Source organism: Streptomyces sp. NRRL S-1813 (assembly GCF_000719605.1).
GTDB lineage: Bacteria > Actinomycetota > Actinomycetes > Streptomycetales > Streptomycetaceae > Streptomyces > Streptomyces decoyicus.
Genome location: NZ_JOHB01000007.1, coordinates 1 through 25,539, shown reverse-complemented (window position 1 = coordinate 25,539; position 25,539 = coordinate 1). Strand labels below are relative to the sequence as shown.

The 25,539-nt window shown below is 71.9% G+C and carries 22 protein-coding genes and 1 tRNA gene; 4 read left to right on the top strand and 19 right to left on the bottom strand.

The window, feature by feature from the left end:
* Nucleotides 1-46: 46 nt before the first annotated feature.
* A complete protein-coding gene (locus IF67_RS0113270; protein WP_030985312.1) occupies nucleotides 47-859 on the bottom strand; it encodes an ABC transporter ATP-binding protein in 813 nt (270 codons plus the stop codon).
* A 471-nt stretch (nucleotides 860-1,330) separates the two neighbouring features.
* Here IF67_RS0113270 and IF67_RS0113265 point away from each other — a divergent pair.
* Both IF67_RS0113265 and IF67_RS0113260 read left to right on the top strand, forming a co-directional pair.
* Nucleotides 1,331-1,412: transfer RNA gene (locus IF67_RS0113265), tRNA-Leu, on the top strand.
* Between the two features lie 1,438 nt (nucleotides 1,413-2,850).
* Nucleotides 2,851-4,239, top strand: coding sequence for a family 1 glycosylhydrolase (locus tag IF67_RS0113260; protein ID WP_078889409.1), 1,389 nt, complete (start codon nucleotides 2,851-2,853; stop codon nucleotides 4,237-4,239).
* 6 nt (nucleotides 4,240-4,245) lie between these two features.
* Here IF67_RS0113260 and IF67_RS0113255 read toward each other — a convergent pair whose 3' ends face one another.
* From IF67_RS0113255 to IF67_RS0113210, 10 genes are all read right to left on the bottom strand, one after another.
* The gene (locus tag IF67_RS0113255; RefSeq protein WP_051817985.1) at nucleotides 4,246-5,007 is read right to left on the bottom strand and encodes an SDR family NAD(P)-dependent oxidoreductase; all 762 of its coding nucleotides are present in this window, start codon (nucleotides 5,005-5,007) and stop codon (nucleotides 4,246-4,248) included.
* Between the two features lie 16 nt (nucleotides 5,008-5,023).
* On the bottom strand, nucleotides 5,024-5,602 hold the full coding sequence (locus IF67_RS40295; RefSeq protein WP_051817983.1) for a hypothetical protein: 579 nt from the start codon (nucleotides 5,600-5,602) through the stop codon (nucleotides 5,024-5,026).
* Nucleotides 5,590-7,836, bottom strand: coding sequence for an FAD/NAD(P)-binding protein (locus IF67_RS0113245; protein ID WP_051817981.1), 2,247 nt, complete (start codon nucleotides 7,834-7,836; stop codon nucleotides 5,590-5,592). Before IF67_RS0113245 ends, IF67_RS40295 begins: the two co-directional genes overlap by 13 nt.
* Complete coding sequence (locus IF67_RS0113240; RefSeq protein WP_234341079.1) at nucleotides 7,833-8,978, bottom strand: 2-aminoethylphosphonate aminotransferase; 1,146 nt, start codon at nucleotides 8,976-8,978, stop codon at nucleotides 7,833-7,835. Before IF67_RS0113240 ends, IF67_RS0113245 begins: the two co-directional genes overlap by 4 nt.
* Entirely contained in the window at nucleotides 8,975-10,111 is a 1,137-nt protein-coding gene (gene aepY, locus IF67_RS0113235) for a phosphonopyruvate decarboxylase (RefSeq protein ID WP_234341078.1), read from the bottom strand. Before aepY ends, IF67_RS0113240 begins: the two co-directional genes overlap by 4 nt.
* A complete protein-coding gene (locus IF67_RS0113230) occupies nucleotides 10,108-11,127 on the bottom strand; it encodes an isocitrate lyase/phosphoenolpyruvate mutase family protein (RefSeq protein ID WP_063754341.1) in 1,020 nt (339 codons plus the stop codon). Before IF67_RS0113230 ends, aepY begins: the two co-directional genes overlap by 4 nt.
* Nucleotides 11,128-11,142: 15 nt before the next feature.
* Complete coding sequence (locus IF67_RS0113225) at nucleotides 11,143-12,045, bottom strand: sterol desaturase family protein (protein ID WP_030985299.1); 903 nt, start codon at nucleotides 12,043-12,045, stop codon at nucleotides 11,143-11,145.
* A gap of 18 nt (nucleotides 12,046-12,063) precedes the next feature.
* Nucleotides 12,064-12,708, bottom strand: a complete 645-nt coding sequence (locus tag IF67_RS0113220) for a lysophospholipid acyltransferase family protein (RefSeq protein ID WP_051817978.1) — start codon at nucleotides 12,706-12,708, stop codon at nucleotides 12,064-12,066.
* 132 nt (nucleotides 12,709-12,840) lie between these two features.
* Nucleotides 12,841-13,605, bottom strand: a complete 765-nt coding sequence (locus IF67_RS0113215; RefSeq protein ID WP_030985297.1) for an SDR family NAD(P)-dependent oxidoreductase — start codon at nucleotides 13,603-13,605, stop codon at nucleotides 12,841-12,843.
* Complete coding sequence (locus IF67_RS0113210; protein ID WP_234341077.1) at nucleotides 13,602-14,165, bottom strand: nuclear transport factor 2 family protein; 564 nt, start codon at nucleotides 14,163-14,165, stop codon at nucleotides 13,602-13,604. Before IF67_RS0113210 ends, IF67_RS0113215 begins: the two co-directional genes overlap by 4 nt.
* A 77-nt stretch (nucleotides 14,166-14,242) precedes the next feature.
* Between IF67_RS0113210 and IF67_RS0113205 the strand changes: the two genes are divergently transcribed.
* Both IF67_RS0113205 and IF67_RS0113200 read left to right on the top strand, forming a co-directional pair.
* Entirely contained in the window at nucleotides 14,243-15,547 is a 1,305-nt protein-coding gene (locus tag IF67_RS0113205) for a phenylacetate--CoA ligase family protein (protein WP_030985290.1), read from the top strand.
* A complete protein-coding gene (locus tag IF67_RS0113200) occupies nucleotides 15,544-16,254 on the top strand; it encodes a hypothetical protein (RefSeq protein ID WP_158713082.1) in 711 nt (236 codons plus the stop codon). Before IF67_RS0113205 ends, IF67_RS0113200 begins: the two co-directional genes overlap by 4 nt.
* 45 nt (nucleotides 16,255-16,299) lie before the next feature.
* Here the strand turns inward: IF67_RS0113200 and IF67_RS0113195 are convergent, their stop codons facing one another.
* The 8 genes from IF67_RS0113195 to IF67_RS0113160 form a co-directional block, all read right to left on the bottom strand.
* On the bottom strand, nucleotides 16,300-16,701 hold the full coding sequence (locus tag IF67_RS0113195; RefSeq protein ID WP_030985286.1) for a Zn-ribbon domain-containing OB-fold protein: 402 nt from the start codon (nucleotides 16,699-16,701) through the stop codon (nucleotides 16,300-16,302).
* Nucleotides 16,701-17,858: a thiolase family protein gene (locus tag IF67_RS0113190; RefSeq protein ID WP_030985284.1), complete on the bottom strand. Its 1,158-nt coding sequence runs from the start codon at nucleotides 17,856-17,858 to the stop codon at nucleotides 16,701-16,703. The genes IF67_RS0113195 and IF67_RS0113190 overlap by 1 nt, the downstream gene beginning before the upstream one ends.
* A gap of 1 nt (nucleotide 17,859) precedes the next feature.
* Nucleotides 17,860-19,428: an AMP-binding protein gene (locus IF67_RS0113185; protein ID WP_030985283.1), complete on the bottom strand. Its 1,569-nt coding sequence runs from the start codon at nucleotides 19,426-19,428 to the stop codon at nucleotides 17,860-17,862.
* Nucleotides 19,429-19,456: 28 nt separating this feature from the next.
* Nucleotides 19,457-20,527 carry an amidohydrolase family protein gene (locus tag IF67_RS0113180; RefSeq protein WP_030985281.1) on the bottom strand — a complete coding sequence of 357 codons (1,071 nt, stop codon included), beginning with the start codon at nucleotides 20,525-20,527 and terminating at the stop codon, nucleotides 19,457-19,459.
* A 95-nt stretch (nucleotides 20,528-20,622) separates the two neighbouring features.
* Nucleotides 20,623-21,477, bottom strand: coding sequence for a MaoC/PaaZ C-terminal domain-containing protein (locus tag IF67_RS0113175; protein WP_030985279.1), 855 nt, complete (start codon nucleotides 21,475-21,477; stop codon nucleotides 20,623-20,625).
* A gap of 63 nt (nucleotides 21,478-21,540) precedes the next feature.
* Nucleotides 21,541-22,467, bottom strand: a complete 927-nt coding sequence (locus IF67_RS0113170; RefSeq protein WP_030985278.1) for a UbiA prenyltransferase family protein — start codon at nucleotides 22,465-22,467, stop codon at nucleotides 21,541-21,543.
* Complete coding sequence (locus IF67_RS0113165; protein ID WP_030985276.1) at nucleotides 22,464-23,789, bottom strand: cytochrome P450; 1,326 nt, start codon at nucleotides 23,787-23,789, stop codon at nucleotides 22,464-22,466. Before IF67_RS0113165 ends, IF67_RS0113170 begins: the two co-directional genes overlap by 4 nt.
* Complete coding sequence (locus tag IF67_RS0113160) at nucleotides 23,789-25,390, bottom strand: prenyltransferase/squalene oxidase repeat-containing protein (protein ID WP_037839300.1); 1,602 nt, start codon at nucleotides 25,388-25,390, stop codon at nucleotides 23,789-23,791. The genes IF67_RS0113165 and IF67_RS0113160 overlap by 1 nt, the downstream gene beginning before the upstream one ends.
* Nucleotides 25,391-25,539 lie beyond the last annotated feature (149 nt).

Sequence of the window (25,539 nt, the reverse complement as noted above, 5' to 3'; positions counted from 1 at the left end):
GTTCAGTCCTGGAGGAGTGGTCCGAAGTGAGGGTGGCGGCTGCTGGTCAGGTCGTACGGCCCTGGGCGCCGGGGCCGGGGGTCCGGGCGGAACCCCCGGAGAGGTGCCGCATCCGCTCCAGCACCATGTCGGCGGTCGGGTCGGGCACGTCGTCGACGATCCGGCCGTCGGCGAGGAAGACCACCCGGTCCGCGTAGGAGGCGGCGACCGGGTCGTGGGTCACCATCACCACGGTCTGGCCCAGTTCGCGCACGGAGTTGCGCAGGAAGCCGAGGACCTCGGCGCCGGAGCGCGAGTCGAGGTTTCCGGTGGGTTCGTCGGCGAAGATGATCTCGGGCCGGGAGGCCAGCGCGCGGGCGACCGCGACCCGCTGCTGCTGGCCGCCGGAGAGCTGGGCGGGGCGGTGCTTGAGACGGTCGGACAGCCCGACGGTCTCCACGACGCGGTCCAGCCAGGCGCGGTCGGGCTTACGGCCGGCGATGTCCATGGGCAGGGTGATGTTCTCCAGGGCGTTCAGCGTCGGCAGCAGGTTGAACGCCTGGAAGATGAAGCCGATCTTGTCGCGCCGGAGCTGGGTGAGCTTCTTGTCCTTCAGCCCGGTCAGTTCGATGTCGCCGATCGTGGCGGAACCGCCGGAGATCGCGTCCAGTCCGGCCATGCAGTGCATCAGTGTCGACTTGCCGGATCCGGAGGGGCCCATGATCGCTGTGAACTGGGCCTGGTGGAAGGCGACGGAGACCGCGTCCAGGGCGACCACCTGGGTCTCGCCCTGTCCGTAGACCTTGGTGAGGTCGGTGGCGCGGGCGGCCGCCGCGGTGGCGCGGGTGGCGGTGGAGACGCCGGAGTGGGTGGTGGTCACGGGAAGGGGCTCCTGTCGGGACGAGGGACCGGACGGCGAGGGCCACGAGGGCGGCTGTCGCGGAGGAATGCAGACGCTTTCCATCGTGGGACAGCGCGGGGGGTGTGGACGTCAACCCCTGTGCCCGTCCTCGGCCACACCTGGGAGGTAGCAGTGCCGCGCGTGGTCATCCCTGGGGAGGAGAAGGCCCCTGAGGGCGCTGCCGCGTCCGCAGTAGTCGGACGGGCGTGCCCGTCGGGGTGACGGGGGCGCTGAGAAGGCGTCGAGTTTCCGTCAATTCGGGCACGGAATTGTGCGCGGGCGCGTCATGACGAAGGGGGGCTTCAGGCATGTGCCCAAGGCCTGTACCGGTCACTGATGCACCCTCAGTTGCCAATAAAATAAGACAACCTCGGGAAGAGCGGCCGATCTGTGTCGTGCGCTGCGGGCTACGCTCGTGCTGCCTCTTTGGGGTGGCATGGGGGAACCCAGGCCCGGATGGTGGAATGCAGACACGGCGAGCTTAAACCTCGCTGGCCTACGGGCCGTGCCGGTTCAAGTCCGGCTCCGGGCACTGCGCAGCCGCAGCTTTGAGACCTTGAACAAACAACCATATAGAGCCGAGGCTCATGCCGCGCGCGGGAACACGCCGCGAACGCATGAGTCTTTGATGGTGCGCAGGCGAGTGTCACGCGGGCGGAAAAGCCGTGCCGGAAATATCAGTGATTACCAAGTGAAGTGCCGCGATGACGGTACCTGGGAAGCGCCTCGCCTGCCTGCGGGGGAGCGCGGACGAAGCCACCCCGGCCGGTTGAGCGGCCGTCAAGTCGAGAGCGCCGCAGCGTGCTTCGGGAGTTTCGGACGGTCGTGGACCACGGGACGCCGAAGAGATGTTCGGCGGGGCGCAGTTGCTTCGGCCTCTTCGTGACGCGGCGGATGCCCCGCACGGTCATCGAAGGGCGTACCCGTGACGCATACCCGAGGTAACTTGAATATTGGATTTTCCTTCCTCCGGTGCGGGCGGCTTGCGCGGCGCCGCGCACTTCCGCCGGCGCCATCCGCCCGTCGGGGCGGGAAAGCGTTGCGCTTGTTCTGTTGCCCGTGAGCACGTTCGTCTTCTTCGCGCCGGGTTCCGGGCGGGAGGGGCGGCCGGCCCCGAGTGCGGCCGCGTACGGGAGCAGGCTGCGGCGGGGTGGCACCTTCGACGGAGCGCGCCGGGCTTTTCCGGTTTTCCGGTGTGCGTCCCTTCCGCCGGCCGCGGGGGAATTCTCGTGAACGCGCCGGGCTTTCGGGAGTTCCGCGGCACGAAAGGAAAGCGCCGGGAATCGTCATGAGTGCGCGGGGTCGCGGCGGTACCGACCGGGGTGAGCCCGCGCACTTTCCGGTTGCCGGAAGTATGTCGCCGGAGGGCGCGGAGAAAATAAGTCGCAGGGTGCGGCGTCGGCCCGCGGACCGGTGATCCGGGCCTGCTGAAGCGGAGCCCCGGGGTGCCCCGTCGGTGATGTGTGTGTGCCGTCCGCTCGGCGGACGGATCCCAGGCCGCGGCCCGGCCCCCACCGTGCCTCGCGGCCCGCCGATCAGCCGTGATCGCCGCGCGGTCCGTGCCTGCCGGTGACGTGCGGAGGTGCGGGTTCCCGGTCTTCGAGGGGGCTTGGTCCGTCCGCGGGCCCGCTGGCTTTGGAACAACGTTGCATATAAACAAGCGGAGCCGCACAACCCTTTATCGTCTCATTACTGTGCGGGTAATTCGGTCGAGGAATCCGGGGTCGGCCGGGTATCTTCGCGCGCGAGATCGTCTCGAATTCAACTTTCCGAGTCTCGGGTTCGCCTCAACTCGGGCCGCTCGCTTGACGTGTTTCTTGGATGCGACGATGATCCCCGATGGTGGGATCTCGTCGGGGGGCGAAGAAAGCAGCGCCGCACGGACGCGGCGTCGAGGTTTCGGCCAGGTGTCCCCGGGATCCCTTTGGCGCACGTCGGTGGCGTGCCCAAGGAAGTAAACGGGGGTAGAGATGACGGATACGCGCGATCGATGTCAGCTCGCGGGACTCGACGGACTTGTATGGGGCGGCGCCACTCAACGGAGCGCGGCCGGCCTGGACCACCCTGACACGGCCGTGCGGAGATCTCCGCGATTCGAACGGTGGGCGGCGGACGTCCGGCAGGTGACCGGCGCGGAACCCACCTCTCAGCGGCTCTCGCTCGGCTGGTCGGCCCTCCAGCCCGAGGGCCCCGGCACCTGGGACCGTGCGGCGCTCGACCGCTGCGACCGTGTCCTGGACACCCTGCTCGCCCAAGGCGTGCAACCCTGCGTGAACTTGGTGCACATGGACCTGCCCGGCTGGCTGGACGCGGCGGGAGGATGGCTGGTCAGAGACGCCGCCCAGCGGTTCGCCGACTACGCGGGCGAGATGGGGCGGCGCTTCGGGGACCGCGTCGCGCGCTGGGTCACCGTCAACGACATCGCCGCTCCGACGCTCGCCGACCGGGTGGCGGGGATGTTCTCCACGGAGCGGGGGGCCGGCCCGCAGGGGCTGGCGGCCGTTCACCATGCGCTGCTGGGGCACGGCCTGGCCCTGCGGGCACTGCGCGCCGCGGGTGCGACGGGTCCGGCAGGGCTGACCACCTCGCTGGTGGCGGCCTACCCTGCGGCGGACGACCCCTGGGACCGGCAGGCCGCCGAACGCATGGAGTTCTGGGGAAACCGCTTCTTCCTCGATCCCCTCTTCTTCGGCGAACATCTCACGACGGAAACCGGTGACTCCCCGATCGGGGATCTGGGCTGTGTCCGGCCCGGGGACATGCAGATCATCGCGACCCCGCAGGACTTCCTGGGCGTCTCCTGGCACGCCCCGCACTGTGTCACCGGGCCCGAGAACCTCGCCGACATGTCCGACCAGTTGGCGCCCTTCGACGCCCTGCGGGACCTCAACCGTCTGCTGTCCCGGCTCGACTTCGCGGTGGTGCCGTTCCCGGACCTGGAGACGACCTCCTACGGCTGGTCGATATTCCCGGAGTCCCTGGCGGACGGACTGGCCGGCCTTCATGAGCTCTACGGCGCTCTGCTGCCCGCGCTGTACGTCACCGACCACGGGCTCCAGGACCAGGAAGTCGTCGACGACCGCGGCCGGCCCGATGACGACCGGCGCCGCTCCCTGCTCGCCGCGAAGCTCTCCTGGCTGCACCGCATCATGGAGTCCGGGGTCGACGTCCGGGGCTACGAATACTGGTCCGTCTTCGACAACGCCGACTGGAAGCAGCGCTATGCGCGCCTGTACTCGGGCGGCGTGCGGGCCGGCGGCCCCGACCACGTCAGGCCGGATATTCCGCAGCAGTGGGTGTGCCGGTTCGAGGCCGGGTCGCGTGCGCCGGATCTCGCTCCAGGTGTCCAGGTCCCGTGAGGGGCGTCAGTAGGCCACGCCGCCATCGGCGCGGATCAGAGTCGCGTTGATGTAGTCCGCCTGCGCGGAGGCCAGGAAGGCGGCGGTGGCGGCCATGTCCTCCCCCCGGCCGGCACCGAGCAGGGACCGCCCGGCCTTCTGCGTCCGCAGGTCCTCGCCGAGCTCGGCACCCTGACCGGTGTCGAGCAGGCCGGGGGCCAGGACGACGGAGCTGATGCGGTAGCGCGCGTACTCCTGCGCCACGGTGTTGGACAGGCCCAGCAGGCCTCCCTTGCTCGCCGCGTAGGCGGCCTGGCCCGCATTGCCGAGGACCGCGGAACCGGAGGAGACATAGACCATGCGGCCGTAGCGCTGACGCATCATGAGCCGCAGGGCGTGTTTGGTCACCAGGAAGCTGCCCCGCAGATTGACCCGCTGGACCGCGTCCCAGTCGGCCACGGGCATGGTGACCAGGGGCTGGTCACGGATGATCGCGGCGTTGTGGATCACCGCGTCCAGCCGGCCCAGCCCGCGCGCGGCGGCGACCAGCGCCTCGGCCGCGGACTCCTCGCCGATATCGCCCTGGCACAGATGCAGCCGGCCGGGGTGGCTCTCGTGCAGCGCCGTCAGTTCGTCCGTGGGCGTGCGGTAGTTGGCGAGCACCCGGGACCCGCCGTCGAGCAGCGCTTTGACGATGAGCAGGCCGAGTCCGCGCCCGCTTCCGGTGACCGCGACGGTCCGGGAACTCTCCGTGGTGCCGGCCGTCCGGTCCTGCATGGTGTCCGTCATCGTGTCGCTCCTCTGATCAGCGGTGGGTGGGAACGGGCGGGCAGGGGATATCGGCGGGCCCTTCCGGATCGCCGAAGAGGTAGGAGGCGACCTTGGCCATGTGCGAGGCGGAGATCGCGGCGCTGCCGGTGCGGTAGGCGAAGCGGACGTGCGGGGCGTCGCTCCGCGGCGGAGCGACCAGCAGCGGCGGCAGCAGCGGGTGCGGGTAGTGGGCGAGCAGCCGCTCGCACTCCTGGAGGTGGTCCAGTCCGCGGCTGCGGAGCGCGGCCGGCAGCCAGTCCAGCCGGGGGATGCGGAACTCGACCAGCTCCCCGTCGTCCGTGCTGACCCCCGCGAGGTCCGGGCCCCAGGCCGCACCGGCGCATTCCTCGGGGAGCAGGGGGACGACGGGCGGCTCGCCGTCCAGGACGACGAGGAGGGGGCGGCCCTCGCCGAGGTGGGCGTGCAGCGCCCGGACGTCGGCAGGCTCCGGCCACAGGGCACGGACCCGCCACTGCTCGCCCTCGCCCCGGTGGAGGATCAGCCGGTCCTTGCCCTCGAAGACGACCATGATGTCGTCGCAGTGCAGCACCGGGTCACAGGTCAACGTCCGCATTCGCGCTCCTCATGGTGAGCAGTCAGGGCTTCCCGGAATGCGGTCAGCCAGTTGATGACATCGCGCATGACGTAGTGGTCGCGGTCCGGCCGCAGGGCGGAGAGCAGGAAGGAGCGGCGGCCCTCCGCGGCCGGACCCAGGACCGTGAGGCCGGGCTCGGCCGAGCCGTCGGCCCGTACCGGATGGAACCCGGCGGTCAGATCGAGACCTCCCGGCTCGAAGGATGTGCCGTCGGCGGACTCGTTGCGCCACAGCCGTACCAGCCCGCGCTCCGTCAGCCGGCGGAACAGCGGAGCGGAGTCCAGCCGCGGATCGAAGGGATGGATACGGGCGTCCACCAGGGTGTCCACCAGGTGCACCGCGCCCGTCGCCGGTCCCGTGACGCGGAACCTCCCCTCGGTGTCGTCCGTTTCCACCCTCGCTCCCGGGCCGGTCGTCAGATCGAGCAGCCCGTGCCGGGCGAGCGCCTCGATCCGGGTCATCACCTCGACGGCGGCCCCGTTCGCCAGCCGGTTGTGATGCCGGGTGTGCCGGGCGAGGAAGGCGCGGTGCGACGACGCGGTCAGCCCGGCGTCGTCGACCGCGTAGGACAGGACGGACCGCAGATCGCGCCAGACACCGTCGGTCGCCGCCTTGTGGGGGTTGTCGGTATTGCCCTGCCGCGCCCAGACGCGGTCGGTGGCCATGGCCCGGAGCAGGGCCGCCCGGTACTGGCCTGGCGTGGCATACGCGGACCGCGGGACCGGAGCGATCGTGCGGTGCCAGCTGAAGCGGTTTCCGGTCGGGCTCTCGTCGAGCTGCCAGGGGGAGCGCCAGGCCGCGGCGCCGCGCTGGAGGGCGGCCGGGTCGTTCCCGGCTTCCCGCAGCCGTTCCCGGGCGTCGTCGCCGAAGACGACACCCGTCCAGTGGGCGAGGGTCGCCTCGACCGGCCACTCCCGCACCCGGGCGCCGGCCGTGGCCGGTGCTTCTTTTCCGGCCAGTACCCGCTCCAGCACGGCGCCGATCTCGTCCACCGCGGCCCGCAGCGGGCCCAGCAGCCGTTCGGGATCGTCCGGCGGACCCGCCGCGGTGCAGGCGCCGTCGAGGAAGGCACGCCAGACCGCGGCGGAACGCTCCGCCAGGAAGCGGGCGGCGGGCCGGAACAGCGTGGCGTAGTGCAGCTGGGCCATCTCCAGGACGACCAGCGGCAGCACCTCGCGGTCGAAGTCGAGCTGGGCGAGCGCCGCAGCGGCGGGGGCTGTCCCGACGCTCGCGCGGAGCCGGTCGACGGCCTCGCGGGTGAAGAAGACGCCCTGGTGCTCCCGTATGCCGGCGCCCGGTTCGCCGCCCTGTTCCTTCGCGTGGTGCGGACGGGCGAAGGTGAACATCCCGGCGTCGCTGAAGGCCACGAGGGACGACGGCTCCCGGCCGCTGGGGACATAGCGCAGCCCGTGCCGGGCATCGGGGACGAAGCTGCCGCCCCGCCCCTCGGTGAGGTGCAGGACGACATCGATCGCCGTCAGCCCCATTCCGGCACAGCCCACGACCGTGCCGGGCCCGGTGACCGCGGGGGAGAGCGTGGTGGCGAGGGGGTAGGCGGACGGGAGGTACGTGGAGCGGGTGCGCCGGGCGAACGCGGCGCGCTCGCGGCCGGCCGGGAACCGCTCGGGGTCGTGCGGCCCGTGCCCGGTGACGAGCAGGACGTGATCGGCGCGGTGGCGCTCCCCGGCCGCCGTACGGAGCTCGAAGCCCGTGTCCTGCCGGGCCACGTCCACCACCTCGTCGGGGCAGAGGTGCACCGGCACGCCGTGGGACCGCAGTTCGCGCACATAGGCCGTGAAGCTGTCCTGGAGGGCGAGCCCGTGGACGTAGCGCTTCGGCCAGTCCTCGGGGCCGAGATCGAAGTCCGGTTCACCGGTCTCGGCGAACCGCCGCCGGCACCACTCGTGCAGTGTGGGGCGCCCGGCACGCGGCCGCAGCGGGCCGGCGCCGGGCATCGACTCGTCCGCCGCGAAGCTCACCTGGCCGGCGATCCGGTTGAGGAAGCTGGTGGCGGGCTGGGTGGGGCTGTGGGCCTGGCCGGCGCCGAACTCACCGGTCCGCTCGTAAACCCGCACCTCCAGCCGCCCTTCCCGGCCCGGCCCCGCGGCGTCCGCCGAGAGGCGCTCCAGGACGTAGGTGGCGCGCGGGCCGCCCCCGACGATCGCCAGACGGAACGGGGCACGTGGCGCGGTGGGTGCGGGGCGGTCGTTCATCGGACCGCTCCGGTGGCGCCCGCGGACGGCGTTGCCGTGAGCCGGGGCAGCAGACGGGCGAGCGTGGCGAGGAAGCGCTCGATGTCGTCCTCGGTGAGCTGTCCCATCGTGGACAGCCGGAAGAAGCCCTGGGCCAGCTGCTCCTGGGCGGCGTAGATGACGAACCCCTCGGCCCTGAGCGCGGAGTGCAGGGCCTCGAAGCCGACCTCGTCGGGAAGGCGGACGGCGGTCAGCCCCACGGCCCGTTGTCCAGCGGGCAGCAGCAGTCGCAGGCCGAGCCGCGCCAGGCCCTCGCGCAGCCGGCCGGCCAGGGCGTCGTAGCGGGCCCGCCGCCCCGCCACGCCCTCCGCCAGTGCCAGGTCGAGGGCGATGTCGAAGGCGTGGAAGGCCGGTACGGCCGGTGTGAACGCCGGTGCCCCGGCCTTCTCCTGGGCCGTGAAGTGCCGGTGGAGGTCGAGGTAGTGGGTGCGGCGGGGCCCGGTGGCCAGCGCGACGAAGGCGTCCCTGCGCGCACACACGAAGGACAGGCCGGGCGCGCCCTCCAGGCACTTGTTGGCCGATCCCGCGAGCCAGTCGATCCCGTCCCGCTCCAGCGAGAGCGGCTCGCACCCGACGCTGCTGACCGCGTCCACCACGACCTCCCGGCCGTAACGGTGCGCGAGCGCCGCGACGGCCGCGACGTCATTGAGCATTCCGGTGCTGGTCTCGTGATGCACCACGCCCACGTGGGTGAGACGGGGGTCGTCCCGCAGCGCGCGCTCCACCGCGCCGAGGCTGAGCGGGGTGCCCCAGCCGAACTCCAGCCGCCGGGACGGGATGCCGTACGGCGTGGCGATCTCGTGCAGCCGGTGCCCGTAATGGCCGTTGTCCAGGACCAGCAGGCCGCCGTGCGCCGGGACCGCCGAGACGATCGCGGCCTCCACCGCGGAGGTCCCCGAACCGGTCAGGACCACGGCGGTATGGTCCCCGCCGCCGCCCGAGATCCGGGTGACCTTGGACCGTACGCGGGTCATCAGCGTGGCGAAGTCCCGCTCGCGATGGCACATGTCGGGCCCCGAGAGCGCGGACCTGACACGGTCGTCGGTGACGACCGGGCCCGGGTTCATCAGCACCAGCCGCTGCGGCTGCTCGTCGGTGGTCACGGGGCGATCGCCTCCTGGAAGCGGGCGGCGGACACGGGAGGACTCAGTGCGGGACGGCCCAGCCGCGGATCGGAGCCGGGTGCGATACGGACCCTGATCAGCCGGGGTCCCGCGGCGCCCGGCCGGGCATCGGCGAGGGCGGCGCGCAGCCCCGCGGCGTCGTCCACATCGGCCGTCGAGCGGTAGCCGCAGGCCGCGGCGACGGCGGCGAAGTCGGTGGCGGCGGACCCGGTCGGCTGGGTACCGGTCGAGTCGTAGGCCTCGTTGTCGAGCAGCACATGCACCAGACCGGCCGGACCGGCCCGGCCGATGGTGGCCAGCGCCTCCATCCGCATCAGCGCCGCACCGTCGCCGTCCAGCACCACGACCTGCCGGGCCGACGAGTGCAGGGCGACCCCGAGGGCCACGCTGGAGGCGCAGCCCATCGAGCCGACGACATACAGATTCTCCGGACGGTCCCAGTCGCGCTCCAGTTCGCGGGCCGTCTTGCCGGTGGTGGCGATCACCGGTGTGCGGGCGTCGACGGCGCGCATCACCTCCGCGATCGCCGCGGTGCGGAGCATCCGCTCCGGCCGCGGCGCGGGCCGGGCGTCGGGCCCCTCGTACGGCGCCACGAGGCCCTTGGGCACCACGAACGCGTACGGCAGCCGGGTGCTGCGCATATGGTCCACGGCGACACCGAGCCGTTCCGCGAGGGCGGTCTGCTCTGCGGGCAGCACCTCATGGCGGATCTCCATCGCGGTGAGCAGGCCGGGCGTGATCCGTCCCATCAGCTCGTGCTGCGGCTCGTCGGGGGAGCCGGGGCGGCCGCGCCAGGTGATCAGCAGCAGGACGGGGAGCCGCAGGGTGTGGCACAGCGAGGTGAGCGGGTTGACCGCGTTGCCCAGGCCGGAGTTCTGGAGGATGACGACGGGCAGCCGGCCGGCCAGCCGGGCGCCGGCGGCGATGGCCACGGCCTCGCCCTCGTTGGCGGTGGTGAGGTAGTCCGCCGGGTGTTCCTGCTGGAGAGCGCTGATCACCGGCCCGAGGAACGAGCAGGGCACCCCGCTGAAGGGGCCCAGGCCCGCCTCGCGGAACGTGCGGACGACCACGGCCGGATCGAGCGTGCGGGGCAGGGCGGGCGCGGCGGTCACGGGGCGTCCCCTCCGGTCAGCGCGGGGACCGGGCGTGCGTGGTCCGCCGGCTCGCCGTCGCGCTCGGGGGCCGGGGCCGGGGGCGCCTCCGGTGCGGCACCGCGGACGAACCGCTTCTCGTTCTCCTTGAACTCGTCCATGCCCTGGAGGTCGAAGACGGTCTTCAGCGGGGCGATGCGGTCCTCGACGGCGGTGCTACGGCCGTCCTTGAGGATCGTCTCGAAGGTCTGGCTGACGGCCTGGATCCCGGCCCGCAGCCCGTGGTTGGCGTAGACGACCATCTTGGCGCCGGCCGCGCCCAGTTCACCGGCCGAGATGGTGTGGTACGTGGTGGGCACCACGACCACCGGCTGCGGGAGGTGCCACCGCTGGAGGAAGTCCAGCACCGGCTGCGGGGAGCCGGACTTGGCGTGGATGAGGACCGCGTCGGCGCCGGCCGCGGCGTAGGCCTCCCCGCGGCGGAGCGCCTCGTCCAGGTCCCAGCCGGCGATCAGGGCCTCGATCCGGGCGATCACCATGAAGTCGGGGTCCCGCTGGGCTTCCTTGGCGGCTTCGATCCGGCCGCAGAACTCCGGTACGGACGCCAGCTCCTGACGGCCCGGTATGAAGCTGTTGACCTTGGGGAAACGCTTGTCCTCGATGGTGACGGCGGCGATACCGGCGGCTTCGTAGCGTCGGACCATGTGCATGACATTGTTGGCGTTGCCGTACCCGGCGTCGCAGTCGGCGACCACGGGCACGCCGACCGCGGACGCCATCGACCCGGCGACGCCCAGGAGTTCGGTCATGGTCAGGATGTCCGCGTCGGGCAGGCCCTGGGACGCCGAGATCTCCAGACCGCTCGACCAGATGCCGTCGAACCCCGCGCGTTCCGCCAGGCGGGCGCCCAGCGGGTTGTGGGCGCCGGCGATGCGCACGGTGCCGGGGGCGTCGAAAAGGGCGCGCAGTTGTGCCGCGCCACGACGCGGGGCGGGCCGGGCCGAGGGCTCGCGATGTGTGCTGTGGAGGTGGTCCACGGAATTCCCCTCTGCTCAGCTCTGTGCGTGTGCCGGAAGTGCCGGCGAAGTGTCCTGCTGCTTTTGGGATTCCGGGCGCCAGCCCGGCCGGCCGAAGAGATAACCCATGCGGTGCCGCCAGGTGTCGGCGCCGCGTACCTCCCGGGCCATGGTGGCGAATTCATGCACCTGGATCTTCCAGATGCTGTAGGTGTTGATCTGCTTCGTCAGCCCGTAGGTGGGGCGTCGGCCCTCCGGCTGGAAGGTGCCGAACATCCGGTCCCAGATGATGAGAATGCTGCCGAAGTTCTTGTCGAGATACTCCGGTTCCGTGCCGTGGTGGACACGGTGGTGCGACGGCGTCACCAAGAGGAATTCCAGCGGGCGCGGCAGCTTTCCGACCTTTTCGGTGTGGGCGAACAGACCGTAGATCAGGTGGAAGGAGTGCATGGTGAAGACCAGTACCGGCGGCACACCCAGCAGCGGCAGCGGAAGCCAGACGAGCTTTTCGAACCACTGCGCCCACTTGCGCCGCAGCGCCGTCGAGGTATTGAAGTACTCGCTGGAATGGTGGACTTGGTGACCGGCCCAGATGATCCGGATCATATGGGCCGAACGGTGATACCAGTACAGCAGGAATTCGACGCCGAAGAAGAGCACCACCCAGGTCCACCAGGCGTCGGCCGGCAGATGGAACGGGGCGAGGTACGTATAGACCACCGCGTAGAGCCCGAGCGCCGCGGCGCGCAGCAGCGTGGACACCACCAGCGCGCCCAGCCCGGTCAGCACGCTGGCCCGGGTGTCGCGGGCGTCGAAGCCCTTGGCGTCCTTGTCGTCGCCGAAGCGCAGGGCCAGCATTTCCACGGCGACCAGCAGGCCGACGGCGGGCAGGGCGAAGACGATCGGATCTCTGAGACGGTCGAGGATCTGTGACAGCACGTATTTCTCCAGGAACCCTTATTCGCTGACGGTGGCGAGTGCCTTCGCCTTGGTGGCGTACATGTCGACGTACTCCTGACCGGAGAGCACCGCGATCTCGTGCATGACCTGGTCGGCCACCTGACGGCGCAGACGCGCCTCGCCGGACCGCCCCCGGTGCTCCGAGAAATCCATGGGGGCGCCGAAGCGCAGCCGGAAGCGGTGAGGGCGGAACATCAGCGTCCCGGGCGGCTGGACCTTTTCGGTGCCGATCAGCCCGCACGGAATCACCGGTGCCCCGGTGAGCAGGGCCAGATAACCGACCCCGGTACGGCCGCGGTAGAGGCGGCCGTCGTGGGTGCGGGTGCCTTCCGGATGAATACCGAAGATCTTTCCCTCGCCCAGTACGCGCTCGGCGAGCTGGAGCGCGGCCACACCGCCGTGACCGCCGTCGCGCTCGACCGGAACCAGCCCGATGGCCCGGAAGAAGCAGGCGGCGAGCCGGCCTTTGACGCCTTTCCCGGTCAGCCGCTCGGCCTTCCCGATGAAGGCAACGGGGCGCTTGACGGCCAGCGCGATGAAGACATGGTCGGAGAACGACAGGTGATTCGCCGCGATGATGCAGGGGCCTGTGGTGGGAATGTGTTCGGTGCCGTCGATATGCGGCCGGAAGACGATCCGCATCAGCGTCGCAAGGACGACTCTGAGCGCTCTGAAAAACACCGTCCGCCTCCAATCTGCAAAGGAACGTGCGGGGTTGCCGACGCCGGTACGCGGTGGGTACCGGGAAAGGTTCTGGGGAGGGGGAGCGGCGCCTCAGTGCACGATCGTGCGGCCGCCTTCGAGGACGAGGGTGGCGCCGGTGAGGTAGCGCATCCCGTCGTCGGCCAGCGCCACCACGGCCCGGCCGATGTCCTGCTCGGCGTCCCCGAGCCGGCCGAGCGGAATCTCCGACAGCACCTCGGCGTGCTTCTCGGGGTGCGCCTCGAAGTACGCGGCCGCGCCGGGGCTGAGCGAGACCGGGCAGATCGCGTTGACCCGGATGCCGTACGGGCCCCACTCCCGGGCGGCGACCCGGGTGAGCCCGCGGATCGCCTCCTTCGCCATCGCGTAGGAGGCGAAGCCTTCCTGGCCGATGAGCGCCGCGGAGGAGGCGAGGTTGACGATGCTGCCGCCGCGCCGCTTCAGGTACGGCAGGGCCGCACGCATTGCGTGGAAGGTGCCCAACGGGCCGCTGCGGTAGGCGAGTTCGAGGTCCTCGTAGCTGGTTTCCGCCAGCGGCCGCTGCACGACCGACTGGGCGTTGTTGACGAGGATGTCCAGCCCCCCGAAGGTCCGGACGGTCTCCTCGACCATGCGGTCGACCTCGTCGCGCTGCCCCACGTCAGCGACGACGGCGTGCCCGGCGGCCCCGCGCTCCTCGATCTCGGCGACCACGGCCCGCAGCGTTTTCTCGGTGCGCCCGGTGACGACGACGTCGGCGCCGTCGGCGGCCAGCGCCAGGGCGATGCCCCGGCCGATGCCCTGGCCGCCGCCGGTGACCAGAGCCGTCGTCCCGGCCAGGCGCTGGTGGGAAGTCATGGAGTGGTGTGCCCTTTCGCGTGCGGTACGGGGGCGTCGTCGCCCCAGAAGGTCTGCCAGGTGGGGAAGGAGTGCGGGAGGGCGGGGTGTCCCGCGGGCGGCCAGTCCGCAAAGCCGACGGCCTGCGGGCGGTCCGTCACATCGGCGGCGTACCAGTGCCGTTCACGGCGCCGGGTGAAGAGCCATTCGCCGTCCACGCACGCGTAGTCGTCGAAGTAGCAGATCGCCATGACGATCCAGCGGTCGTCCACCTCGTGCTCGGCGCGGCAGTAGACCGTCCCGGTCGCCCGCTGCGTCCCCTGCCACTCGATGCGATGGCCGGTGATGTGGTGCACCGACCGGTGGAAGGTGCGCAGCATCGGTGCGATGTGGTGGCGCAGCACGTCGCGGCCGCGGCCGGCCCGCCCCATGTCCACGTCGGGGTGGAAGCACCCCACCCATGCGTCCAGGTCGCGTGCGTCGACGGCGAGCGCATAGCGGAACGCGAGCTGCTGGATCGCCAGGTGTGCTTCCACCCGTGCCAGACGCCGCTCGATCTCCGGGCCGGTCACTGCGTCCACCCTCCCACCGCCACCCTCAAAGGACTATATTAGTTAACTAATATAGCGGGTTAGGTACCTGGAGGTAAGGGAGAGCCATGCCCGACAGAGAGTTCTTCGATCCGGAGGCAGAGACCCTGCCCAGGGAGCGGCTGCTGGCCCGGCAGGAAGCGCGCATCCTCGAACTCGTCCCGTACGTCTTCGAACGCTCCGCGTTCTACCGGGAGTTGTGGAGCGGACACGGTGTCCACCCGCGCGACGTCCGCTCGTTGGAGGACTTCCGCCGGCGCATCCCGACGATCACCAAGGACATGGTCCGCGCGTACCAGGACCGCACCGGCGACCCCTTCGGCGGGCTGCTCTGCACCGACGTCTCGGAGCTGACCTCGGTCTCCTCCAGCTCCGGCACCACCGGCCGGCCGACGTTCTTCGCCGAACAGTGGGATCAGTGTCCGCCGCTGCCGGCCGCGATGCTGCGCGACCTGTGGGGGCTGGGACTGCGGCCCGGCGACCGGGTGCTGAGCCAGCCCGGCACCATACGCAATCTGCTCGACTACGTCTTCCACGCGCTGGGCACCACCGTCGTCTGCGTGGAGTCGGGACCCGGGCAGATGGCCGGGGTCGTCGAGGCGGCCCGGCGCTACCGGCCCGCCTTCTTGCAGCTCACCTACGCCCAGGTCGTCGAGCTGACCCGGCTCGCGGACCGGCTCGATCTGCGCGAGGCGTTCTCCTCCCTGAAGGCCGCCGCCTTCGCCGGCGCGCCCATGAGCCGCCGGATGCGGGAGATGGTCCGACAGGACTGGGGCATCGAGCTGTTCGAGTACACCAGCGCCGCCGACACCGGGATGGCGTGGGAGTGCGACCGGCACGACGGCTTCCATCTGTGGGAGGACACGGTCTTCGCCGAGTGCCTTGATCCGCAGGGCCTCGCCGAGGTCCCCGAGGGGGAACTCGGCGAGCTGGTCGCCACCGACCTCGACAACCCCACGGCGCCGCTGATCCGCTACCGCAGCGACGACCTCGTCCGGCTCAGCCGGAAGCCGTGCGACTGCGGGCGCACCCACGGCCGGATGTGGCTGCGGGGCCGGTGCGGCGACGAGACCCTGGTCGGCGGAGTGCCCGTCATGCTGCGCGACATCGGACTCGCGGTCGAGGACCAGCCGGAGTGCGCCGGCGGGGTGTTCCAGATGGTCCGGCCGCAGCGCGAACTGAGCGCGCTCACGGTCCGGGTCGGCTATGAGACCGCCGGGGCCGGCGCGCCGCCCCCGGATCTGGCGGAGCGGCTGCGCAAGGCGATTCACGCGCGCACCGGGGTGACTCCGGTGCTGGAACTGCGTACGGAGCACGAGCTGCTGGCGGGTTCCAGCGGCGTGGGCAAGCTGACACGAGTGGTGAGGTCATGATGGTACGAACGGAATCCCTGGCGCGCGCCACGTCCCTGGGCCGGCCCGAAGTCGCCTACGTGGCCCGGTTCACCGCCGCCGACGGCGCCGGCGAGGAGTTCAAGGTCACCTGGTCCGACATCGCCCGGGACACCATGTGGCTGCAAAAGCGCTTCACGGCATGGGGGATGGGGCGGGGCAAGCAGGTCCTGCTCTCGACCTCGGGCCACGAGGGCGCATGGTTCCTGCCGGTGATCAACGCGTTGAAGGCGATCGGCTGTACCTATGCGATCGCCGAGGCGATGGCCTGGGACTGGCGCCGGTCGCTGGTCTTCCACGAGGAGCTGGAGCTCTACGCGATGCTGGGGCTGTCCGGCGAGATCGTGGCGGAACAGACCAAGTGCCGCAAGGCGGCCGATCTCTTCGGCGATGTCCCGGTGCTCCTGGCGCGGCCCGCCGCCGTCCGGCAGCTGGCCGCGGGCGGGGTCGGCGCGGGCGTGCTGACGCCCATGGGTCCCGCGCTGGCCGTGCAGTGCCCCGAATCCCCCGGGGCCCATATCGACTCGGTGCGGTGGTGGGTGGCGGAGCGCCGGGGCCGGATCCACCTCTCCGCCCGCGCCGGCGGCGGGGGCCGCGGTGCGGCGGAGACCGGGCTGGGCGTCGAGGGCGTGGTGCTGGGCGGACGGTGCGGGTGCGGCAGCGACGACCCCCGGGTGCTGCTGAGCTGACCGGGGCTGCCGCGCCCCGGTACGGCCGGGGCGCGGCAGCGGTGGTCAGCGGGTGCCGTCCGGCACGAAGTACGGCAGGCTGATCTCGTCGCTGACGGGCCGGAAGCTGACCCGGACCGGCATCCCGATCACGACCTGCTCGACGGGCACGTCGACCACATGGCTGAGCAGGGTGCCGCCGTCCTCCAGATCGACGGCGGCCAGGGCGAAGGGCACCTCGAAGCCCGGCCCGGGGGCACGGTGCACCACGGTCACCGCGTACACCGTGCCGCGGCCCGTGCTGGGCTCCCAGGTCCAGTTGTCCGACCAGCACGCGGGGCAGACCGGTTCGGGCGCGAAGAAGCGGTGGCCGCAGGGGTTGCAGGCCGGAACGACCAGCCGGCCGTGCCGCGCGGCCGCCCAGAAGGGCCGGGTCAGCTCCGTCGGTACGGGAACGGGGCGGGCCATCACCGGCTCCTTCCCAGCAGGCACATTTCGTAGTGCTGCGCACCGGAGCCCGCGTTGGCGACCAGCGCCAGCTCGGCGCCGGGGATCTGGTGCACGGCGCTGCCGCGCAGCTGGCGTACGGCCTCCACGACCCGCAGGGTCATCTGCTGGGTGCCGTTCCAGGCGTAGGACAGACAGCCGCCGTCGGGGTTGACCGGATGCCTGCCGTCCGGGGCGATCGCGCCGTCGGCCGCGAGCAGGCCGCCCTCGCCCTCCGCGCACAGCCCCAGCACCTCCAGCTGCCGGATCACCTCGAAGGAGTTCGGGTCGTAGAGGGAGAAGACGTCGATGTCGTGGGCGGTGAGCCCGGCCCGTGCGTAGCAGCGCGCGGCGGACGCGGCACCGATCCGCCCGACCTCACGGCCCAGCGCCGGATTCACATACGCCGCATGGTGGTACTCCATCGATCCGGCGAGCACCGCGACCGGCGGCCGCGGCAGATCGCGGGCCCGTTCGGCCGTGGTGACCACGAAGGCGGCGCCGCCCTCGCCGACGATGCAGCAGTCCAGGAGGTGCAGCGGGCTACAGATCATCCGCGAGGCCAGGACGTCCTGGGCGGTGTACGGGCCGCGTCCGTACATCATCGCCTCGGGGTTGGTGCTGCCGTTGTTCCGCAGGGTGGCCGCGACCTGCGCCAACTGCTCCTCGGTGGTGCCGAATTCATACATGTGGCGGGAGGCGACCAGGGCGAACTGGGCCACCACGTACGCGCCCCACACATCGGTGAACTCCAGCGGCCGGCCGGCCCCGACCGGTGCGCGGTCAGTGCCCCGGGAGACCAGCTTGCAGCCGCCCACCACGACGGTGTCGGCGTACCCGGCGCGCACCGCGGCGGCCGCCTTCAGCAGCCCGCGGACCCCGGCGTTGTCCATGAAGGAGTCGCTCGTCCAGTGCAGCCGGCCGCCGAACAGCCGGGCCCAGGAGGCACCGTCGTCCGGCGCACCCCCCGGCCCCGGCCAGTCCAGCTGCACACCGTCCACGTCCGCGGGACGCAGGCCCGCGTCGGCCACCGCCTCCCGCGCCGCCTCCAACGCCAGGTCCATCGCACTGCGGTGGGGGAGGGACAGCGCCTGTTCGGTCGCGTGCATGCCCACGATCACGGGCCGGCGGTCACTCATCTCAGCGCCCGGGGCCGAGCGTCGCCGAGCCCGGGTAGCCGCCCCCGCCGTACTCCTTGTCGAGCGCGTCGTAGTCCCGTGCGCCCGACACGGTCCGGGGCAGCGCTGCGGTGAACTCCACCGACTTGGGCTTCTTGTACGAGGCGATTCGCGGCCGGCAGTGCTCGATGATCTCCCGCTCGCTCACCCCGGCGTCCGGCTCCAGGACCACGATCGCCTTGACGTCCTGCGCCCAGCGGGTGTTCGGCACGCCGATGACGGCCGCCTCACGGACCGCGGGGTGCTGCTCGATGCAGTTCTCCACCTCGGCCGGGAAGATGTTCTCCGCCGCCGACTTGAGCATCCGGGTCGTGGTGCCGAGGAAGGTGATCGAGCCGTCCGGCTCCCGCCGGCCGAGGTCGGTGGTGTGCCACCAGCCGGAGCGGAAGCGGTGCGCGTTGACCTCGTCCCGGTTCCAGTAGCCCCGGTGGACGACGGTGCCGCGGGCACAGATCTCACCGGCCTCGCCCACCGCGCACTCCCGGCCCTCGGTGTCGAGGATGCGGACCGTCAGACCGGGGCCCGGCCGTCCCGCGTTGCCGGCGGCCGGTCCTCCGTACGCGGCCGTGACCGAGAAGCCGGACAGCTCCGTCTGGCCGTAGCCGCGCCCGGCCGCACCGCCGCTGCGGGTGAACCGGCTGGTGTCGGTGGTGGCCATGCCCTCCCACAGATGGGGCGCCACGGTCGCCCGCAGCCGGGAGAGGTCGTGCCCCGTACCGCGGTTGAGCCGGACGATCTCCGCGACCGTGGGCGGCATCAGGAACGCGTGGGTGCACTCCTCGGCGACGAGCAGGTCCCGCACCTCCTCGGCCAGCACCCGCCGCACGATGACGTTCTTGCCGGCCATCAGCAGCGTCGGCATCCCCCAGAACTGGTAGTTGCCGATGTGGAACATGGGGCCGGAGTTGAGGAACGCCGTGGTGTGGTCGATATCGCCCAGCCAGGCCGCCGCGGTGGCCATCGCGATCAGATTGGTGTGGGAGAGCAGCGAACCGCACTGCCGCCCGCTCATCGCGGCGGTGTACAGGACCAGGACGGGGGAGTCGGGATCGATGTCCAGGTCCGGGTCGGCGAGCCCGCCCGCGGCGAGAAAGGCCTCGTATCCGTCGGGGTCCTGTGGCGCGCTGTCATGGCGCAGCCACCGCGCGGTGTCGTCGGACCCCAGCGCCTCCCGGGTCCGGGCGACGGTCTCGTGGATCTCCTGGTGCTGCCAGACCACGAGGTGCGGGTCGAAGTCCCGCAGCGCGAACTCCATTTCCGGCGGCGCCCAGCGCCAGTAGCCGACGCACACCATCGCGCCGAGCTTGCCGGCCGCGGCGATCAGTTCGTAGACCCGGAACGAGTTCTGTCCCAGCCACATGATCCGGTCGCCGCGGCCGATCCCCGAGGCAGCCAGGGAGCCGGCCAGCCGGTTGACCCGGTCGTCCAGCTCGGGCCAGGTGAGCCGGACAGGGCCGTCGACCAGGGCGGTACGCCCCGGATGCGACCGGCGGTGTTCGCGCAGGACGTCGCCGATGGTCGTGTGCTGCAAGGTGGCTCCTAGGCGGTCGGGGACCCGGTCAGACCGTGGCCGGCAGGGCGGGCACGGTGAACAGATCGGTGAAGTTGCGCCGCGTGATCAGGTCGCGGACCTCGGGGTCCACCCCGGCGAACAGCTCGGTCACCACTTCCTGGGTGCGCGGGAAGGTGCCTTCCAGGTGCGGGTAGTCGCTGCCCCACAGCACGTTGGTGTAGTTCATCGCCGTGACCGCGCCGATCGCCGTCTCGTCGTGCTGGAAGGACGCGTACACCTGGCGGCGCACCAGCTCGCCGGGGAGCATCGAGAGCTTGGGCCGTACGAACATGCCGTGCTGGCGGTAGGCCTCGTCCATCCGGTCGGCGAGGGCGGGCACCCAGGCGCAGCCCGCCTCGGCGATGAGGACCCGCAGCCCCGGATGGCGGTCGAGCGCTCCCGAGGCGACCAGCTGTGCCACCGCCCGCTGCGCGGGGAACAGGGTCTCCACGTAGTTGATGACCGCGCCGCCGGGGCCCCGCGCGACGACGGTGTCGGCGCCGGTGCCGATGTGGATGCTCACCGTCATGCCCGCTTCTTCGGCGGCGGCCCACAGGGGCTCCCACACGTCCATGTTGAACTCCCGGCCCGGCGGGGGAGTCGCGGCGAGGAAGACCGTCTGGTAGCCCATGTCCGCGGCCCGCCACAGTTCGGCGACCGCGTCGTCGGTGTCCAGCATGGACACCATCGCGGCGCCCACCAGCCGCGGCGACAGGGAGAGGAAGTCCGACTTCAGCCAGTCGTTGTAGACCTTGATGCACTCATGGGCCAGCACCGGGTCGGTCATCACGGCGGTCCACAGACCCCGGGAGGGGAAGACCACCTCGCCCCAGATGCCCTGGTCGTCGAGGTCCTTGAGCCGGATGTGGTGGTCCAGCGCACCGGGCGGGCGCATGGCGTCGGCGAAGTCGAGCGGGTCGCGCCGCACGACCTGGCCGTCGACGTAGACCGTCTCGCGGCCGTTGTCGCGCACACAGCGCGGTGCCCGGTCGCGCAGCGCCGCGGGCAGGGCGCGCTCCCAGAGGTCGTCGGGCTCCAGGACATGGGAGTCGGCGGAGTTGAGCCAGAGCTTTTCCATGGAATTCTCCAGACGTGAGCTGTTCGGTGGGCCCGGGACGGCGGGCGGATCGGGACAGGAGCGCGGCGTCCGGCGCGGGGGCCGGGCGGCGGGTGTCAGCGCACGGTGAGACAGGTGTCGGCCAGGACGGGCGCGTCCGCGCGGTCGGCGGCGGTGGCCAGGGCGCGGATCTCCCCCGCTTCCTGCCAGGTGCGGACGCACACGGTCTCGCCCGGGTGGAGGACGCCGGCGAACCGGGTGCCGTACGCGGCGACGCGGGTGACCTCGCCGCCGAGGTGCGCGTCCACCACGGCCTTGAGCACCATGCCGTAGGTGCACAGACCGTGCAGGACCGGCCGGTCGAAGCCCGCCGCCGCGGCCACCGCCGGATCCGCGTGCAGCGGGTTGAAGTCGCCGCACAGCCGGTAGAGCAGCGCCTGGTCCTCGCGGGTGGCCAGGTGCAGGACGCGGTCCGGCGCCCGGTCCGGCGCGGGCCGCCGCCGGTCAGGGCCGGGTCCGCCGCCGAAACCGCCCTCCCCGCGCAGATGGGCGTCCCCCTCGGCGGTCCACAACGGCCCGTCCGCGTCCGCGACTTCGGAGCGCAGCACCACCACCGCGGCCCGGCCCCGGTCCAGCACCTCCGTCACCCGGGTGGTCTGGACGGCCTTCCCGTGCACCGGCAGCGGACGGTAAAGCGTGAGGCGCTGCGCGCCGTGCAGCATCGCCGCGGGGTCCACGTCGATGCCGGGCGGGGCGAAGCCGCCGCCCGCGGCCTGCCCGCCGCCCGCCACGGTGGCGAAGGACGGCAGCACCTGGAGCGCGCTCTCCAGCGTGTAGCGCAGCTCGCCGGGGTCGGTGGCGGGCCGTCCCGCGCCGATCGCCAGGTGGTAGAGGAGGACGTCGCGGTGGTCCCAGGTGAGGTCGGTGACGGTGGGCGGGGCCGCGAGGACGGCCGGGACATCGAGGGGCATGGGAAGGCCTTCTGCCGGTGGATGGGACGGCCGGCGGTCGGTGCGCGCGGGGCCGGCGGGCGGTCAGAGCGCGAGCAGCGGGATGGCGCAGAGCAGGAGGTCGCCGCCCATCGCCAGCGAGAGGCTGTGCTTGCGCATCGTGGACTCGTGCGGGAGGTTCTCCCGCGAGATGTGCCGCAGCAGCTTGATCTTGTCCACGAGGAAGGCGGCGCTCGCCAGGATGCCGAGCAGCGCCCAGAGGACGCCGTACGGCCACAGCCCGGCGCCGATGAACAGCAGCCCGAGCGCGGTCCACAGGCACGCCACCACCAGCGCATGGCGCGGGCCGTGCTGTACGGCGGGCGTACGGTCCCCGGCCTTGGCGTCACCGATCAGGTCCGGGATGCACCACCACAGGGAGCGGCCGAACAGCAGGATGCCGAGCCCGGTGAGGAACAGCCACGCGCTGAGCGGTACGTCCGCCCGCACCGCCGCATACGTCGACAGCGACGGCAGGAAGGCGAAGGTCGCCCCGAAGTAGGCGGGGTTGGCGTAGCCGCGCCGCTTCAGCCGGACCGGCTCCAGGTTGTAGGCGAGGTGGAGCACGATCGACAGCGCCACCCCCACCGCGACGAGCGGCCGGCCGAGCCAGAGCGCGACCCAGACGGACAGCCCGAGGGCGAGCGCCATCTCCAGTGCCGCGCAGGTGAACGCGGTGCGGACGCTGAGGTGCTGGGTGGCGCGGGCGATGCTCTCCTTGCCGCTGGTGTGGGTGTCCGCCCGGATGTCCAGACCGGCGTTGAGCGGGTTCTGGGAGATGATCGCGACGATATTGGCGAACAGCATGATCAGGACGGGCGCGGCGGCCAGGCTGCCCGGACCCGTCGCCGCGAGGCAGGCGCCCCACAGGACATGGCAGAGATAGATGACCGGAAAGGGGTATTCCAGCCGGTGGATGCGGACGAGGCTCCGCAGCCCTTCGCCGCGTGCGGCGGGCAGTTCCGACGTCATGCTGGACACTCGGTCACCGTCATTCTCAGGTCTTCGCTCGGACCCATCGCCGGACCGCGCAGCTGCGGTACCCCGGTCTCCGGATTGACGCACTTCAGTTCTCGCCGGCGCAGCACCGCCGCCACCACCATCCGCATCTCCAGCATCGCGAGGTCGGCACCGAGACAGCGGCGGGTGCCGCCGCCGAACGGCAGGTACTCCTGGGCGGACTTGCGCTTGCCCAGGAAGCGGTGCGGGTCGAAGCGCTCCGGCTGCGGGTAGAGATCCGGCTGCTGGTGCGCCAGGTAGATGCACGGCGTCAGCCGGGTGCCCGCGTCGTGCGGTACCCCGTCGATCTCCTGGCCCTCGTTGAGCACACGGTTGCCGGCCACCACGGCGGGCGGCGAGATCCGCAGCACCTCCCGGCAGGCCGCGTCCAGCAGCGGTACGTCCTCCGCCGCCGCACCGCTGGAGGAGGTGGCCTTCAGCTCGTCGATGATGTCGCGGCGCACCTCGTCGTGCTCCGCGAGCCAGAACAGCGCCCAGGAGATCGCCGAGGCGGTCGTCTCGTGGCCCGCGAACAGCAACGAGACGATCTGGTCACGCAGTTCGCCGTCGCCCAGCGGGCCGAGCGGCTCCTCACCGCTGCGCAGCACCTCGGCGAGCGTGGCCGGCGACGGCTCCGGCGCACCGGAACCCGCACCGCCGCCGGCGCTCTTGCCGCTCACCGGGCACAGCAGCTCCTTGTCCAGGCTCTCGCGCTGCCGCACAAAGGTGCGCCAGGGAGACGGCAGGGCGTGCGGCAGCCGCAGATAGCGGTAGGCGAGGGTGCGGCCGCGCGAGCCCAGCACCCCCTCGATCCAGGAGGTGAAGCGGTGCAGCAGACCGTGGTCCACCGGGCCGAGGATGATCTGGCTGACGATCTGAAGGGTGAGCCTGCGGGTCCAGTCGGGCACCTGGAAGTCGGTGCCCGGCCGCAGTTCGTCGATCGCCGCCCGGGTGGCCTCGGCGATCAGCTCCTCGTAGCCGCGCAGCGGACGGCCGCGCAGCCGCGGGCCGATCACCTGGCGGTACGCGGCGTGCCGCGGCCCGTTGGCGAACAGCAGCGAGGTGTCGCCGACCAGCGGGCCGAGCGTGTCGGAGCCCTCCAGCGTCATGTTCCGGTCGCCGCGGAAGACCTGGCTGATGATCTCCGGCTTCCACACCAGGAGCGCCCGGCCGGGCGGCCCGCTGAGCTCGGCCACACCGGAGCGGTCGTTCTTGTGGGCGTCCAGGAAGGAGAGGGTGCGGAAGGCGAAGCGGTACTTGTTGCCGCGCGAGGCGGCCGTGGGGCGGGTGGTCATCAAGCACCTCCGGAAGCGGCGGACTCGGCGCCGCCGAGCGCCAGTGCCGCGAGCCGCGCCGCCCGGATGACGGTCACCGGCGCGTAGATGTCCTTGTCGTGCCAGAGCCCGGGGTAGGAGGCCGGGTCGTCGTGGGCCAGCAGCGCGTCGCAGCCGCGGGCCGCCGACCGGGCGACGGTCCCCGGGCTCCCGGGGGTACGGGTACGCATCAGGAGCTGCACCATGTACGCGGTCTCCTCCGTGGTGCCCTGCCAGCGTCCCCAGGAGCCGTCGGCGCGCTGGGTCGCCAGTGCCCACGCGGCGGCCCGGCCGACCGCGGCCCGTGCGGACGGGCCGCCGAACTCGGCGAGCGCCAGCGCACAGCAGGCCGTGGCGTAGTACGGCGAGGCGTGCCACTTGTCCATCCAGCTGCCGTCGGGCAGCTGGTTGTCCAGCAGCCAGTCGCTGATCATCCGGATCTCCGCGCCATAGCGTCCCGCGTCGTCGGGGCGCACCGTGACGTGATGGCCGAGGGCCTCCAGGATGTGTGCGTTGGTGCTGGTGGAGGGGGTGCGCTCGACGCCGAAGCAGGAGAAGTAGCCGTCCCGGCGGAAGTGCATCAGGCTGTCGGGGCGGTGCGTCCTGCCGTGCTGCGCCAGGGCGAAGAGGACGGCGGCGGTGTCGTCGGAGTCGCTCGGCAGACCGGGGGCGGCGGCTGTGCCCTCGTCCGTGAGACCCGCTTCGAGGCTGTCGAGGAGCGCGGCCGGGGCCTCGTAGCGCAGGCCGGAGGCGGCCAGCGAGTTGAGGACCCACGCCTGCTCGAAGTAGACGATCGGGGTGATCGAGGGCACCGGCCCGCCGAACCGCGCCTGGACGTCACGGAGATAGGCGACGCCCGGCGCGGCCGGATCGGGCGAGGCGCCCAGCCAGGCGGCGGTGGCGGCGGGGGAGCAGCCGACCGAGCCGTTGTGCGGCGGTGCGCCCTCGTGCGGCCGGGCACCGCGGGTGCCGTCGCGGGTGATGGCCTCCAGTGTGTGCCACAGCTTCTCCGGCAGCGGCGCCTGCTCGGTCATCTCCCGGACGCCGGCCAGCAGCGCACCGTCCAGGTCGGGCGCCGGTGACGTCAGGGTGGTGCCGGACCATGCCCCGAGCTTGCCGGGTGCCTGCTCGGTCAGCGCGGCCAGCCGGGTGTTGATGTCCGCGAGCAGGGACGGCGCGACGAACTCGACGCCGATGGTGTCGGGCACCGGACCGGCGAGCAGACCGTCCTGGAGGGCGCCCAGACCGCCGGCGCAGGCCGCGGCGAGGTCGTCGTGGGGCGGGTGCGGCGCGCCGGATTCCGGCCGGGCGAGTTCGGTCAGCAGCGCCTCCACCGCACTGAGCGTGGGTACCAGGCCGTACCCGTCGGGTGCGCCCCAGCTTCCGTCCTGGTTCTGCTCCTCGACCAGATAGCCGAGACGCTCCCGGTGGCCGTCGAGCCACGGGGCGAGGGAGACCAGCCGGGCGGTGTCGTACACCGACGGAGCGACCAGGCCCCAGGGGTCGTGGACGGTCGCCGCGAGCAGCGCGGCCGCCTCGGCCTCGCGGGGGGCGGGCGTGGGCTGAGCGGGAACTTCGAGCACGGCTCTCCCTTGGTCGGGCGGCGGCCTGGCGGACGACGCGGCGATGGATGAATCATTTATATAATCCAACTTAGAGTGCTAGTCTCGCAACTGTTGTTGTCGTTCGTGGTGTTGGGGGGCTGGCTGGTGGCTGGGCTGGTGTGGGAGCC